12 protein-coding genes are annotated in these 13,868 nt (G+C 63.7%); 10 read left to right on the forward strand and 2 right to left on the reverse strand.

Annotated features, from left to right (window positions below; genetic code table 11):
* The first annotated feature begins 14 nt into the window (after positions 1-14).
* From cas1 to merA, 6 genes are all read left to right on the forward strand, one after another.
* Positions 15-962 (forward strand): CRISPR-associated endonuclease Cas1, encoded by a 948-nt coding sequence (cas1, locus tag QVG61_RS06210; RefSeq protein ID WP_289932505.1) that lies wholly within the window; start codon positions 15-17, stop codon positions 960-962.
* The gene (locus QVG61_RS06215) at positions 959-1,771 is read left to right on the forward strand and encodes a CRISPR-associated endonuclease Cas1 (protein ID WP_289932507.1); all 813 of its coding nucleotides are present in this window, start codon (positions 959-961) and stop codon (positions 1,769-1,771) included. The genes cas1 and QVG61_RS06215 overlap by 4 nt, the downstream gene beginning before the upstream one ends.
* Positions 1,758-2,075, forward strand: a complete 318-nt coding sequence (cas2, locus tag QVG61_RS06220) for a CRISPR-associated endonuclease Cas2 (RefSeq protein ID WP_289932509.1) — start codon at positions 1,758-1,760, stop codon at positions 2,073-2,075. Before QVG61_RS06215 ends, cas2 begins: the two co-directional genes overlap by 14 nt.
* A 197-nt stretch (positions 2,076-2,272) precedes the next feature.
* Positions 2,273-2,632 carry a mercuric transporter MerT family protein gene (locus QVG61_RS06225; RefSeq protein ID WP_289932510.1) on the forward strand — a complete coding sequence of 120 codons (360 nt, stop codon included), beginning with the start codon at positions 2,273-2,275 and terminating at the stop codon, positions 2,630-2,632.
* Positions 2,633-2,668: 36 nt separating this feature from the next.
* Positions 2,669-2,974 (forward strand): mercury resistance system periplasmic binding protein MerP, encoded by a 306-nt coding sequence (gene merP, locus QVG61_RS06230; RefSeq protein WP_289932511.1) that lies wholly within the window; start codon positions 2,669-2,671, stop codon positions 2,972-2,974.
* 29 nt (positions 2,975-3,003) lie between these two features.
* The gene (gene merA / locus QVG61_RS06235) at positions 3,004-4,410 is read left to right on the forward strand and encodes a mercury(II) reductase (RefSeq protein ID WP_354671192.1); all 1,407 of its coding nucleotides are present in this window, start codon (positions 3,004-3,006) and stop codon (positions 4,408-4,410) included.
* A 206-nt stretch (positions 4,411-4,616) separates the two neighbouring features.
* Here the strand turns inward: merA and QVG61_RS06240 are convergent, their stop codons facing one another.
* Entirely contained in the window at positions 4,617-5,438 is an 822-nt protein-coding gene (locus tag QVG61_RS06240; protein ID WP_289932513.1) for a mechanosensitive ion channel domain-containing protein, read from the reverse strand.
* A 73-nt stretch (positions 5,439-5,511) separates the two neighbouring features.
* Complete coding sequence (locus QVG61_RS06245; protein WP_289932514.1) at positions 5,512-6,159, reverse strand: OmpA family protein; 648 nt, start codon at positions 6,157-6,159, stop codon at positions 5,512-5,514.
* 450 nt (positions 6,160-6,609) lie between these two features.
* Between QVG61_RS06245 and mtnA the strand changes: the two genes are divergently transcribed.
* From mtnA to QVG61_RS06265, 4 genes are all read left to right on the forward strand, one after another.
* Positions 6,610-7,656 (forward strand): S-methyl-5-thioribose-1-phosphate isomerase, encoded by a 1,047-nt coding sequence (gene mtnA, locus QVG61_RS06250; RefSeq protein WP_289932515.1) that lies wholly within the window; start codon positions 6,610-6,612, stop codon positions 7,654-7,656.
* Positions 7,657-8,773: 1,117 nt separating this feature from the next.
* On the forward strand, positions 8,774-11,305 hold the full coding sequence (gyrA, locus tag QVG61_RS06255) for a DNA gyrase subunit A (RefSeq protein WP_289932516.1): 2,532 nt from the start codon (positions 8,774-8,776) through the stop codon (positions 11,303-11,305).
* A gap of 129 nt (positions 11,306-11,434) precedes the next feature.
* On the forward strand, positions 11,435-12,517 hold the full coding sequence (gene serC, locus QVG61_RS06260; RefSeq protein ID WP_289932518.1) for a 3-phosphoserine/phosphohydroxythreonine transaminase: 1,083 nt from the start codon (positions 11,435-11,437) through the stop codon (positions 12,515-12,517).
* 142 nt (positions 12,518-12,659) lie between these two features.
* Positions 12,660-13,823 carry a phosphoglycerate dehydrogenase gene (locus tag QVG61_RS06265; RefSeq protein ID WP_289932519.1) on the forward strand — a complete coding sequence of 388 codons (1,164 nt, stop codon included), beginning with the start codon at positions 12,660-12,662 and terminating at the stop codon, positions 13,821-13,823.
* Positions 13,824-13,868 lie beyond the last annotated feature (45 nt).

The raw sequence follows: 13,868 nt of genomic DNA on the forward strand, positions 1-13,868 counted from the left end.
TGGAGAAACGTGTCATGGGCATGCTGTATGTGGATAGGAAAAATGTGGAACTGCGCCATGAGGGTGGCCGCATTCTGGTCTATGAGCAAGGCCGGTGTAGCGGTTCGGTACCCTTGGCGCAGTTGGAGGCTGTAGTGGTACAGGGCCATGCGCTGCTTGATACCGGCTTGCTTCGGGCACTTGCTGGAGCTGGGGTGGGTTTGCTGGTTCTTGATTCACGTCGACCGGAATTCACGTCAAGGTTAGAAGGGCGATCCCACAATCAGTCCAGCCGCCGGCTGGAACAGTATCGTCGTTCACTGGATGAAACATGGAGGGCGCGCTTCTCCAAGCTGTTAGTCAGGCGAAAGGTTCGCGAACAGCGGCGTCTGTTGGCCGAGGCGTTGTCGCGCCGCCCCGATTTGCGGAGATCTTTGCTATCGGCTGTGCGGGATCTGGATGCGAGGCTTTGTGAATTGGGTGAAGGCATGCCGTCACGCGAGCGTTTGCGTGGCCTGGAAGGGGTGGCAGCGCGCGACTATTTTCAGGGCTATTGTCGCCTTTTTCCACGTTCGGTCAATTTTACTGGACGCAATCGTCGGCCGCCTCGCGACCCGGTGAATGCGTGTCTGTCGCTTGCTTATACCCTTCTGCAGGCAGAGGCAGTGCGGGCGGTACAGGTTGCTGGTCTCGATCCCATGCTTGGCTTCTTTCATGATGTGGCATTTGGACGTGATTCATTGGCGTGCGATCTCGTTGAGCCTCTGAGGCCGAGTGTGGACCGCCTGGTCTGGGAGTTGTTCAGGATGAGGTCTCTGACCGCGGAACATTTCTCGTCGAGCGAAGGGGGGTGCCTCTTAGGGAAGGGAGGGCGGAGAATCTTCTATTCAGCATTCGAATCACAGATGCCGCCCATTCGCCGGAAGTTACGTAAATATGCACTGTTGCTGGCGCGTTCCCTCGAGGGGCGGGAGGATGCATGAGCAGGGTACTCTATCTCGATGGTGTCCGTTCCCTTCGGGTATTGCGGGATGGTCCTGCCTTGCGGGTATGCTGCCTTGGTGAGGCGGACCGGCTCTTTCCACTCGGGCGGTTGTCGCGGGTGGTAGTTCTGGGTCGCGTCGACTGGACGACGGATGCTTTGATGGCTTGCGCAGAAGAACATGTGGCGGTTGAGTTCCTGAGGCGTAATGGCACACCCAAGGCGCGCTTTTCATGTGTCTCCGATGAAGGCAAGCCGCTGGTGGAAATGGGTGTGCTGTTGGACGAGTTGCTGGATGCTTCTGACGGCGACGAGCGTTATCACGCCTGGGTTGCAGGACAGGAGACGGCAGCTCGGCTGGCATTGAGGAATAGCAGTGACTGGTCTTCATGTCCGGTAGAGGCAGGAGCACTGCGCCGGATGCTTCGTCGGCGGGTTCTTCCATATGTACATGGTGTCGACCTGGATTGTTTCGACAGCCGTTTGAGGGGGTTGATCGTTGCTCTGTTGGACGGGTTGTTGCGGCGTTATGGTATTGATCCGGGGGCACCTTCGCTGACTGTTTCGGGGATCAATATAGCAGGTGATCTTGCAACGATTATTTTGTGGGAACTTGAACCCGGCAAGTTGACCTTCATCCGGCGTTTTGGCCGTTCAGCGCGCCGGCATACAGGTGGGAAGGCCAGGCTCCCGCTGTATTCCGCAGTGCGATTCTTCGAGGCACAGTCAGATGATATCTCGGAGAAATCGCAGAGATTACTGCGGCGCTTGCATTTGTTTCTCTTGGAGGCGCCGGGTGGCCGTTCGTGAGTCCCGTTTCTATCTTGTGTGCTACGACATCAGCGATCCGAGGCGCCTTGCTCGCCTGCATCGATACCTGTCGGCAAGGGCCGTTCCGGTGCAATATTCCGTGTTCATCCTTTGGGCAGATAGCGTAAAGGTCGATGCGTTGGTGAGGGAAATCCTCGAAATTATAAATCCCAGAGAGGACGACGTGCGTGTTTACCCGCTACCTAGGCAGATCGAGCTGGAAACCTTGGGACGCCGCGGACTACCAGAGGGTTTATTGCTGACTGGTGTCTCCGGTGCGCCGCTGCCCTTGCTGGAGGCATAATCGGGATATTATTTAAAAACATACTGTTAAGGACGCTATCCGGGTCCTCCTCTCAGGGGGTTATCGAGCGACTGGCCTGCCGGCCTTGACTCCGTACCCCGGTACGGCGGCTAGTCTTTGCCTGACCCCGAAAAGGCGCCTCAGGGGGCCGAATGCGGTTCGGCATTCGGTGTTCCGAGGTGAGCAGGAGATGTGCCATGGCCGACGACTTGTCCCCCGGTCCCAACCGCCCGCTGATTGCCGCTGCGCTGGCCGCTGTCGGTGCCTCGCTGTGCTGTGTTGCGCCCCTGTTGCTGGTGGCGTTGGGGGTCGGCGGCGCCTGGCTTGGAAGCCTCACCGCGCTGGAGCCCTACCGGCCGATCTTTATCGGCGGGGTTCTGCTGTTCCTGGGACTGGCCTTCCGACGGCTGTACCTGCTGCCTGCTGCCTGTTCGCCGGGCGAGGCCTGTGCGCTTCCGCGCGTGCGGCGTAACCAGCGCCGTGTCTTCTGGCTGGCAAGCCTGCTGTTGCTGGCGCTGCTCGCCTTTCCCTATTACGCCTCGCTGCTTTTTGGTTGAGGCGCGAGTGAATCATTGCTGCTGAGGAGAAACCCGATGCTACCTGGACGCTTGTCTGCCTGGCTGTTCGCCTTCGCTACGACACTGTCGTTGCTTGCCGCCCCGGCCTGGTCGGCCGAACCGCAGGCGGTGACCCTGGATGTGCCGGGCATGACCTGTGCTGCCTGCCCCATCACCGTGCGTCTGGCGTTGAAGCGGGTACCGGGGGTGATCTCGGCCACGGCCGATTTCGACAGCAAGACCGCTACGGTTCGCTTCGATCCGGACCGGACCGATGTCCAGGCGCTGATCAGGGCGACGACAGAGGCCGGTTACCCCTCGCGCCCTGCTGCAACGCAATGACCTTTGTCAGCCACCAGCGGGAGCCAGCCATGTCCAGCCCACAGCCGCATATCGCCATCGTCGGCAGCGGCTCCGCTGCCTTCGCCGCGGCCATCAGATGCGCTGAGCGCGGTGCCCGGGTGACCCTCGTCGAGGGCGCGGATCAGATCGGCGGCACCTGTGTGAATGTCGGTTGCGTGCCGTCCAAGATCCTGATCCGTGCTGCCCAGCTCGCCCACCTGCAGGCACGACATCCGTTCGAGGGGTTGATGCGCCGGCAGCCGGTGGTCGATCGACAGGCCCTGCACCGCCAGCAACAGGCGCGGGTCGATGCCTTGCGCCACACCAAGTACGAGCAGATCCTGGAGAACACGCCGGCCATCGAGCGGGTCCATGGTTGGGCCCGTCTGGAAGACCCGCAGACGCTGCGGGTCATCCAGACGGGTGGCAGGGAGCAATTGATCCATGCCCAGCGCATCCTGCTCGCCACCGGTTCGCATCCGGCCATTCCCGACATTCCCGGCCTTGGCGAGACGCCCTACTGGACCTCGACCGAGGCCCTGAATGCCGAGCGTCTGCCACGTCATCTGGGGGTCATCGGCGGCTCGGTGGTGGCCTTGGAACTGGCCCAGGCCTTTCTGCGCCTGGGCAGCCGGGTCACCATCCTGGCCCGGAGTGTCCTGTTGTCGCGGGAGGATCACGCCCTCGGTGAGGCCCTGGCCGCGGTGCTCGAGGCAGAGGGGGCCAGGGTACTGTTGCACAGGGTGCCGGAGGCCGTGGCGCACGATGGCCGGGAGTTCGTGGTTACCACCCCTGAGGAGGTGATCCGCTGCGACCGGCTGCTGGTCGCCACCGGGCGCCGGCCGAATACCGAGGCGCTGGGGTTGGACAGGGCCGGCGTGGCGACCGATGCCAGGGGGGCGATCCGGGTCGACGACCACCTGCGTACCTCGAATGAATACATCTATGCCGCGGGCGACTGCAGCAACCTGCCACAGTACGTCTATGTGGCCGCCGCGGCGGGTACGCGTGCTGCCATCAACATGACTGGCGGTGATACCTCGCTGGATCTCGACGTCGTGCCGGCGGTGGTGTTCACCGATCCGGCCGTGGCCACGGTGGGGCTCGACGAGGCCCACGCCCGGGCGCAGGGCATGGAGGTCGAGTCACGCACCCTGGCGCTGGACAAGGTGCCGCGGGCGCTGGTCAATTTCGATACCCGGGGATTCATCAAGCTGGTGGCGGAGCAGGGCAGTGGGCGCCTGCTTGGTGCCCAGGTGCTGGCCGCCGACGCCGGCGAGGTCATCCAGTCCGCGGCGCTGGCCATCCGCAACCGGATGACGGTGACGGATCTGGCCGGTCAGTTGTTTCCCTATCTGACCCAGGTCGAGGGCCTGAAGCTCTGTGCCCAGACCTTCAGCAAGGATGTGGAACGGCTCTCCTGCTGCGCCGGTTGAGGGTTCGCCCGCCTCATGCGCCAAGGCGGCCCACATGATCGGCATTCAGGCTGTTATGCAAGGCCGGTGCGGGCAAGAGAGGGTGGTTGCCTTGCGCCTCGATCGCGGCCTGGAGGGCGCTCCTGCAATATTGCGCCGCCATACCCCGTAGGAGCGGCCTCCAGGCCGCGATTGAACAGGATCCCCGGAGGCCGGTTGATCGTGCCTTAGGCCTGATAGAGGTGCACATCGGTCTGCGGGTAGGGGATGCTGATGCCGCTTTCATCGAAGCGCAACTTGATGGTCTCCAGCAGGTCGCAGCGCACGGCCCAGTAGTCGCCGCTGTTGACCCAGGGGCGGATGCCGAGGTTGACGCTGCTGTCGGCCAGATCGGCGACCACGACCGTGGGGGCGGGGTCTTCGAGGATGCGTGCGTCGGCCGCCATGATCTCCTCCAGCAGACCCTTCGCCTTGCGGATGTCGTCCTCGTAGCCGATGCCGATCAGCAGGTCGATACGCCTTGTGGGGCGGGCCGAGACATTGGTGATGGTGCCACCGTAGATCTGGCTGTTGGGAACGATGATCTCGCGGTTGTCACCGGTGCGCAGGGTGGTGTTGAAGATGCCCACGGTCTCCACCACGCCGCTGACCCCGGCCGCCTCGATGAAGTCGCCCTGCTTGAAAGGACGGAAGATGATCAGCATCACCCCCGCGGAGAAATTGGACAGCGAGTCCTTCAGGGCCAGGCCCACGGCCAGGCCGGCGGCACCGAGCAGCGCCAGCAGGGAGGTGGTCTGGACGCCGAGTTCGTCCAGCGCGGCGATCAGGATCACCGCCAGCAGCAGGGCATTGAGCACGTTGCTCAGGAACTTGACGAGTATGGCATCCATGCCGCTGCGGTTCATGAGCCGTTCGCTGAGACGTACCACCCAGCGGGCGAGAATGCGCCCCAGGACGTAGATGGCCAGGGCCAGGGCGATGCGAATCCCCCAGGGGATGAGGTAGTCGTTGATCAGTGCGCTATGGTCGAAGGCGGCTAGGCTGTCCATGGTGTTTCTCCCCCGGTTTTTTGCACAAAAAAGGCCGCCCGCCGGACAGCGGGCGGCCCTTCACGGCAGGATTCTACTTGTTGACTTGTTCGGCGCCACGCAGGGTGATCTCGACGCGGCGGTTGCGGGCCCGGCCCTCGGCGGTGGCATTGCTGGCAACCGGCTTCTCCTCACCCCAGCCGATGGTGGTCATGATGCGCGGGTCGAGGCCCTTGTCGATCAGGTAATTCTTGACTGCATTGGCTCGGCGCATAGACAGCTGCTTGTTGTATTCGGCGCTGCCGCTGCTGTCGGTGTGGCCGGCGATCTCGATGCGTTCGATGCTGTCCAGTGACTTGACGTGCGCGACCAGGGCGTCGAGTTCGGCATAGGCCTGCGGCTTGATGACGTCACTGTCGACATCGAACAGGGCGCCCGCGCTCAGAGTGACCATCTTGAAGACCGGCTTGGGGGCAGGCGCCGGTGCGGGGGTCGCCACCGGTTCCGGTTCGGTGACAGGCTCTTCCTTCTTGAACATCTCCGGCTCGCATTCCTCGATGGCCTTGGCCGGGGTCCAGAAGCCGCTGCGCACGCAGCGACCTGCACTGTCGCGCACCACGTTACCGGCGGTGTCATAGGCGTAGCCGCAGGTTCTCTCCGAGGCGGCGCCGGCGGCGAGCGGCAGGCCGGTCAGCATGGCCAGAAGGGCAGCCGTGGAGAGGGTAGTGAGGTTCTTGTTCATGTTTCTGCTCCTTGAGATGTTTCCTGGTTCGGCAGGCTGACGGGAAACAGGACGAGAGGGCTGCAAGCGCGTGTTCCCCGATGCGCGAAGGCGGTACGGGTGGATTATGACAGATTGGTGAAGACGGATGCCAACGTTGCCGCATCTTTGTCTTGTCAAGTCAGACTCTGACAGAATAGCCAGCCCGGTTAATAGTGCGCCACGGCTTCGCCCTGAGCATCGAATCCTTGGTGCAATATCCGGGCTAGCCAATCGCGGCCTGGAGGCCGCTCCTACCACATAGTGCCACCATGCCCCGTAGGAGCGGCCTCCAGGCCGCGATCCCCGGCGGGCCCAGCCAGCCATCATCCGGGGGCTGATGCAATATCCGGGCTATAGGGGGCTGCCTTTTATCCCGAGCCTTCTGTATGGTTTATGCGCCGTGATGCCTCGTATCTGGAGAAAGTTGCAATGACACCTCATCAGGATTCCGTATCTGCCATCGAATGGAAGAACGAGCGGCTCTTTCTGCTCGACCAGCGCCGCCTGCCCCGTGAAGAGGTCTGGCTCGAACTGCGCGATGCACCGGCGGCGGCCGATGCCATCCGTGACATGGTGGTGCGAGGAGCGCCGGCCATAGGTATCACCGCGGCCTATGCTGTGGTGCTGGCCGCCCAGCGGCAGCTCGCCGCATCGCCCGGCGATTGGCGCAAGGGCATGGACGAGGATCTGCAGCGCCTGGCACAGTCCCGGCCGACTGCGGTCAACCTGTTCTGGGCCCTGGATCGCATGCGCCGCTGCCTGGCGCAGGTGACGGACAACCCTCTCGGCAGCCTGCTCGATGAGGCGCGCGCCATTCATCAGGAGGACATCGCCGCCAATCGGCGCATGGGCGAGCTGGGGGCCGCCCTGTTGCCCGAGCGTTGTGGCGTACTCACCCACTGCAATGCCGGCGCGCTGGCCACTGGTGGTTATGGCACGGCGCTGGGAGTCATCCGCAGTGGCTGGACGGCGGGGCGCATCGACAAGGTCTTTGCCGACGAGACGCGGCCCTGGCTGCAGGGGGCGCGGCTCACTGCCTGGGAGCTGATCCACGATGGAATCCCGACCACGCTGCTCGCCGAGGGGGCGGCGGCGCATCTGATGAAGAGCGGCCGGGTACAGTGGGTGATCGTCGGCTCGGACCGCATCGCCGCCAACGGTGACGTGGCCAACAAGATCGGCACCTACAGCCTGGCCGTGAACGCACGCCACCATGGCGTGAAGTTCATGGTTGTGGCGCCGACCTCGACCATAGACATGGCGACCCCGGATGGCAGCGGCATCCCCATCGAGAACCGGGACCCTAACGAGCTGCTGAGTTTCGACGGCCGGCCCATCGCCGCCGCCGGCGCCGACGCCTGGAATCCGGTGTTCGATGTCACACCGGCGGAACTGATCGATGCCATCGTCACCGAGAAGGGCGTGGTGGAGCGGCCGACGACGGAGAAGCTGGCAAGGCTGGGCGTTGGGCAGTAGTTGGAATCCAGAATCCAGAATCCAGAATCCAGAATTCAGAATTCAGAATTCAGAATTCAGGTGCCAGCGGGCTTTGCCCGCGACGCCGCTCAAGGCGCGCGTATCCACTAACTCTGTAGGAGCGGCCACCAGGCCGCGATGCGGGCTCACCGCCGAATCGCGTCAAGGCGCGCGTATCCACTAACTCTGTAGGAGCGGCCACCAGGCCGCGATGCGGGCTCACCGCCGAATCGCGGCGTGGACGCCGCTCCTACACGGGCAGCCCGGTCACGCTGGTGGAGGCAGCCATGTTGACGCGACCCCGCTCAGGGCGCGGGTACCCGCTGACTGTAGGAGCGGCCACCAGGCCGCGATGGGATCTCACCGCCGAATCGCGGCGTGGACGCCGCTCCTGCACGTGTAGCCCGGCCAGGGTGGAGGCAGCCATGTTGACGCGACCCCGCTCAGGGTACGGGTACCCGCTGACTGTAGGAGCGGCCACCAGGCCGCGATGGGAGCTCACCGCCGAATCGCGGCGTGGACGCCGCTCCTACACGGGCAGCCCGGTCACGCTGGTGGAGGCAGCCATGTTGACGCGACCCCGTTCAGGGTACGGGTACCCGCTGACTGTAGGAGCGGCCACCAGGCCGCGATGCGGGCTCACCGCCGAATCGCGGCGTGGACGCCGCTCCTACACGGGCAGCCCGGTCACGCTGGTGGAGGCAGTCATGTTGACGCGACCCCGCTCAGGGTACGGGTAGCCGCTGACTGTAGGAGCGGCCACCAGGCCGCGATGGGAGCTCACCGCCGAATCGCGGCGTGGACGCCGCTCCTACACGGGCAGCCTTGCCAGGCTGGAGGCAGCCATGTTGACGCGACGCCGCTCAGGGCACGCGTAGCCGCTGACTCTGTAGGAGCGGCCACCAGGCCGCGATGCGGGCTCACCGCCGAATCCCGGTATGGCCGATGTTCTCCACGGCATGCGTCCTCTCGCCGCCTCAGAACCCATTTCCGGGTCGTTTTCGGGCATGCAGTAGGTAACCCGCTATGGTAAGATGGGTGGAATTTAGCGCCTGTCCGGCCGTTTCGCGGAACAGGCGGCGTCGGAGGAATATTATAAAAGGTTGCTGAGCGCACGATGGCTGAATTTGCCAAAGAAGTCCTGCCCGTCAATCTCGAAGACGAGATGAAACAGTCCTACCTCGATTACGCCATGAGCGTGATCGTGGGACGTGCCCTGCCGGATGTGCGTGATGGCCTGAAACCGGTGCACCGGCGTGTGCTCTACGCCATGAGCGAGCTGGGCAACGACTGGAACAAGCCCTACAAGAAATCGGCCCGCGTGGTCGGTGACGTCATCGGTAAATACCATCCGCACGGCGATACCGCTGTCTACGACACCATCGTGCGCATGGCCCAGCCCTTTTCGCTGCGCTACATGCTGGTCGACGGCCAGGGCAACTTCGGTTCGGTCGATGGCGATGCGCCGGCGGCCATGCGTTACACCGAAGTGCGCATGTCGAAGATCGCCCACGAGCTGCTGGCCGATCTCGACAAGGAGACGGTCGACTTCGTCCCCAACTACGACGAATCCGAGACCGAGCCCAAGGTCTTTCCGACCCGGGTCCCCAATCTGCTGGTCAATGGCTCGGCCGGCATTGCCGTGGGCATGGCGACCAACATCCCGCCGCACAACCTCAACGAGGTCGTCGATGCCTGCATCGCGCTGATCGACGATCCCGGTATCGACATCAAGGCACTGATGGAGCACGTGCCGGGACCGGATTTTCCCACCGGGGCCATCATCAACGGCGTGCGCGGCATCCAGGAGGCCTATCTCACCGGGCGCGGGCGCATCCGGGTACGGGCCCGCACCGAGATCGAGACCGACGACAAGGGTCGCCAGACCATCGTGGTCAATGAGTTGCCCTACCAGGTCAACAAGGCCCGCCTGCTGGAGAAGATCGCCGAGCTGGTCAAGGACAAGAAGATCGAGGGTATCAGCAACCTGCGTGACGAGTCCGACAAGGAAGGCATGCGCATGGTCATCGAGCTGAAGCGCGGCGAGGTGGCCGAGGTGGTGCTCAACAACCTCTACCAGCATACCCAGCTGCAGAGCGTGTTCGGCATCAACATGGTGGCCCTGGTCGATGGCCAGCCGCGGTTGCTGAATCTCAAGGAGATGCTCGAGGCCTTCATCCGTCACCGCCGTGAGGTGGTGACCCGGCGCACCGTGTTCGACCTGCGCAAGGCCCGCGAGCGTGCCCACATCCTCGAAGGCCTGGCGGTGGCACTGGCCAACATCGACGAGATCATCGCCCTGATCAAGGGCTCGCCGAGCCGGGCCGAGGCACGTAGCGCGCTGATGGGCCGGGCCTGGGAGCCGGGACTGGTGCAGGCGATGCTGGAACGTTCCGGTGCCGAGGCCTCGCGGCCCGACGGCCTGGCGGCCGAGTTCGGCCTCGGCAAGGACGGCTATCACCTGTCCGAGGCCCAGGCCCAGGCGATCCTCGAGCTGCGCCTGCATCAGCTCACTGGCTTGGAACAGGACAAGATCGTCAACGAATACCGCGAGCTGATCGAACGCATCGACGACCTGCTGGACATCCTCGGCAATCCGGATCGGCTGATGCGAGTGATCCGCGACGAGCTGCTGGAGATCCGCGAGCAGTTCGGCGATGCGCGCCGCACCGAGATCCGCGAGGCCGAGGCCGACCTGTCGCTGGAGGATCTGATCACCGAGGAAGACGTGGTGGTCACCCTGTCGCATGCCGGTTATGCCAAGGCTCAGCCGCTTACTGAATACAGCGCCCAGCGGCGCGGCGGGCGCGGCAAGAGCGCGACCAGCGTCAAGGAGGAGGATTTCGTCGACAAGCTGTTCATCGCCAGCACTCACGACACCATCCTCTGCTTCTCCAGCCGTGGCAAGGCCTACTGGCTCAAGGTCTACCAGTTGCCACAGGCCGGCCGCGGCGCGCGCGGCAAGCCAATCGTCAACCTGTTGCCGCTGGAGGAGGGCGAGCGGATCAATGCCGTACTGCCGATCCGCGAGTTCACCGAGGACAAATTCGTCTTCATGGCGACCACCAGCGGCACGGTAAAGAAGACGCCGCTGGCGGCCTTCTCCCGGCCACGCGCCAGCGGCATCATCGCCGTCGAACTGCGGGATGGCGACCAGTTGGTCGACGTGGCGGTGACCGACGGCGGGCGTGACGTCATGCTGTTCTCCGACGCCGGCAAGGCGATCCGTTTCCCGGAAACCGATGTGCGGCCGATGGGGCGCACCGCCGCGGGCGTGCGCGGCATCAAGCTGCAGCCGGCCCAGCAGGTGATCGCCCTGATCATCGTCGACGAGGGCGACGTGCTGACCGCCACCGAAAACGGCTATGGCAAGCGCACCCCGGTCGACGACTATCCGGTGCATGGCCGCGGCGGCCAGGGCGTGATCTCCATCCAGACCAGCGAGCGTAACGGCAAGGTGATCGGTGCCACCCTGGTCAAGGAGCAGGACGAGGTGATGCTGATCACCAATGCCGGCACCCTGGTGCGCACCCGGGTGGCGGAGATCTCGCAGATGAGCCGCAATACCCAGGGCGTGACGCTCATCCGCCTGAACGAGGGCGAGAAACTTGTTGGCATAGACGCAATCGTTGAAACCGAGGAAGAATGATAGCCACGAAAACCACGGAACCCACGAAAGGATTCAATGTGGCGCAGGCGTTTCGCGCGGCGCCATGAACACAAGAACCTTTTCGTGGGTCTCGTGGTTTTCGTGGCCGGTCTCCAAGAGGTAATAAAGATGACACGTGTATACAACTTCAGCGCCGGGCCGGCCATGCTGCCGGAAGAGGTCTTGCGGCAGGCGCGCGAGGAGATGCTCGACTGGCAGGGCTCCGGTATGTCGGTGATGGAGATGAGCCATCGCGGCAAGGAATTCATGTCCATCGCGGAACAGGCCGAGGCCGATCTGCGCGAGCTGATGGCGATCCCGGACGACTACAAGGTGCTGTTCCTGCAGGGCGGCGCCAGCAGCCAGTTCGCCATGGTGCCGATGAACCTGTTGCGCGGCCGGTCGAAGGCCGACTATATCAACACCGGCGCCTGGTCGAAGAAGGCCATCGCCGAGGCCGGGCGTTATTGCGAGGTGAACGTCGCCGGGACCTCGGAGGCAGAGAACTTCAGCACCGTGCCGGCACAGGAGGCGTTGCAGTTGTCGGCCGATGCGGCCTATGTCCACTACACGCCGAACGAGACCATCGGCGGCGTGGAATTCCCCTATGTCCCCGAGACCGGCGACAAGCCGCTGGTGGCCGACATGTCATCCACCATCCTGTCGCGGCCCATCGATGTCTCGAAATACGGCGTCATCTATGCCGGTGCGCAGAAGAACGTCGGTCCGGCCGGCCTGACCCTGGTCATCGTGCGTGACGACCTGATCGGAGAACCGCTCGAAGGCACGCCGACCATGTTCGACTACCAGACCCACGCCAAGTCGGGTTCCATGTACAACACCCCGCCGACCTACAGCTGGTATCTGGCTGGCCTGGTGTTCCAGTGGCTGAAGCGCAACGGCGGCCTGGCGGCCATGGCCGAGATCAACAAGCGCAAGTCCGGCAAGCTGTATGCCGCCATCGACGGCTCGGACTTCTACGCCAACCCGGTCGATCCGGCCTGCCGCTCCTGGATGAACGTCCCCTTCACCCTGGCCAACCCCGACCTCGATGCCACCTTCCTGGACGAGGCCAAGGCCCGGGGCCTTACCACCCTCAAGGGGCACCGTTCGGTCGGCGGCATGCGCGCCAGCATCTACAATGCCATGCCCGAAGCGGGCGTGGACGCCCTGGTCGAGTTCATGGCCGACTTCGAAAAACGCCACGGTTAGGAAACTTGGGGGAATAGCCACGAAATCCACGAAACCCACGAAAAGATTCGATGCGGCGCACGTGCTTCGCGTGGTGCCGTGAACCTTGAAACCCTTTCGTGGATTTCGTGGGTTTCGTGGCCTGAAAAAGACAAGGTTCAACATGTACAAGATACTTACGCTGAACAACATCTCGGTAGCGGGGCTGGAAAAGCTGCCGCGCGACCGTTACGAAATCGCTTCCGAGATCCAGCATCCGGACGCCATTCTGCTGCGTTCCTTCAAGATGCACGACATGGAGATTCCGCCGTCGCTGAAGGCGGTGGGACGCGCCGGGGCCGGGGTCAACAACATCCCGGTCGACAAGTTGAGCAAGCTGGGCATTCCGGTGTTCAACGCGCCAGGGGCCAATTCCAACGCGGTCAAGGAGCTGGTGCTGGCCGGCATGCTGCTGGCGGCGCGCAACATCTGCCCGGCCTGGGACTTCACCCGCAACCTGGAGGGCGACGATGCGGAGATCGGCAAGCAGACCGAGGCCGGCAAGAAGAACTTCGTCGGCTTCGAGCTGCCCGGTCGCACCCTGGGCGTGATCGGCCTCGGCGCCATCGGCGTTCGGGTCTGCAACGCCGCCCTGGCCCTGGGCATGAAGGTGCTCGGCTACGATCCGGAGATCACCGTGCAGCGCGCCTGGCAGCTCTCCTCCGATGTGGAGCAGGCGACCAGCGTCGACGACCTGCTGAGCCGCGTCGATTTCGTCAGCTTCCATGTGCCACTGGTGGAGGGCACCCGCAACATGGTCAATGCCGAGCGCCTGAAGAACATGAAGGAGGGCGCGGTGCTGCTCAACTTCGCCCGTAACGGCATCATCGACGACGAGGCGGCGGTGGCGGCACTGGATGCCGGCAAACTGGGCGGCTACGTCTGTGACTTCCCCAGCAACCTGCTGAAGAAGCATCCCAAGGTCGTCACCCTGCCGCATCTCGGCGCATCCACCCGCGAGGCCGAGGAGAACTGCGCCATCATGGTGGCGGAGGAGGTGAGGGACTACCTGGAGAACGGCAATATCAAGAACTCGGTGAATTTCCCCGAGGTGTTCATGCCGCGCACCGAAGGTTATCGCCTGGCGGTGGTCAACGAGAACGTGCCCAACATGCTCGGCCAGATCTCCACCGTACTGGCCGATGCCGGCCTGAACATCGTCGACATGCTGAACAAGTCGCGCGGCGATCTCGCCTATACCCTGGTGGACGTGGAGAAGGCGGTCGACGAGGCGGTCATCGACAGGATGGCGGCCATCGACGGCGTGCTGGCGGTGCGGGCGCTGTAGGATTGATGGCCACGGAAGGCGCCGAGGACACGGATTGCCTTATAG

The sequence above is a fragment of the Thiohalobacter sp. IOR34 genome, from assembly GCF_030406045.1.
Classification (GTDB): domain Bacteria; phylum Pseudomonadota; class Gammaproteobacteria; order Thiohalobacterales; family Thiohalobacteraceae.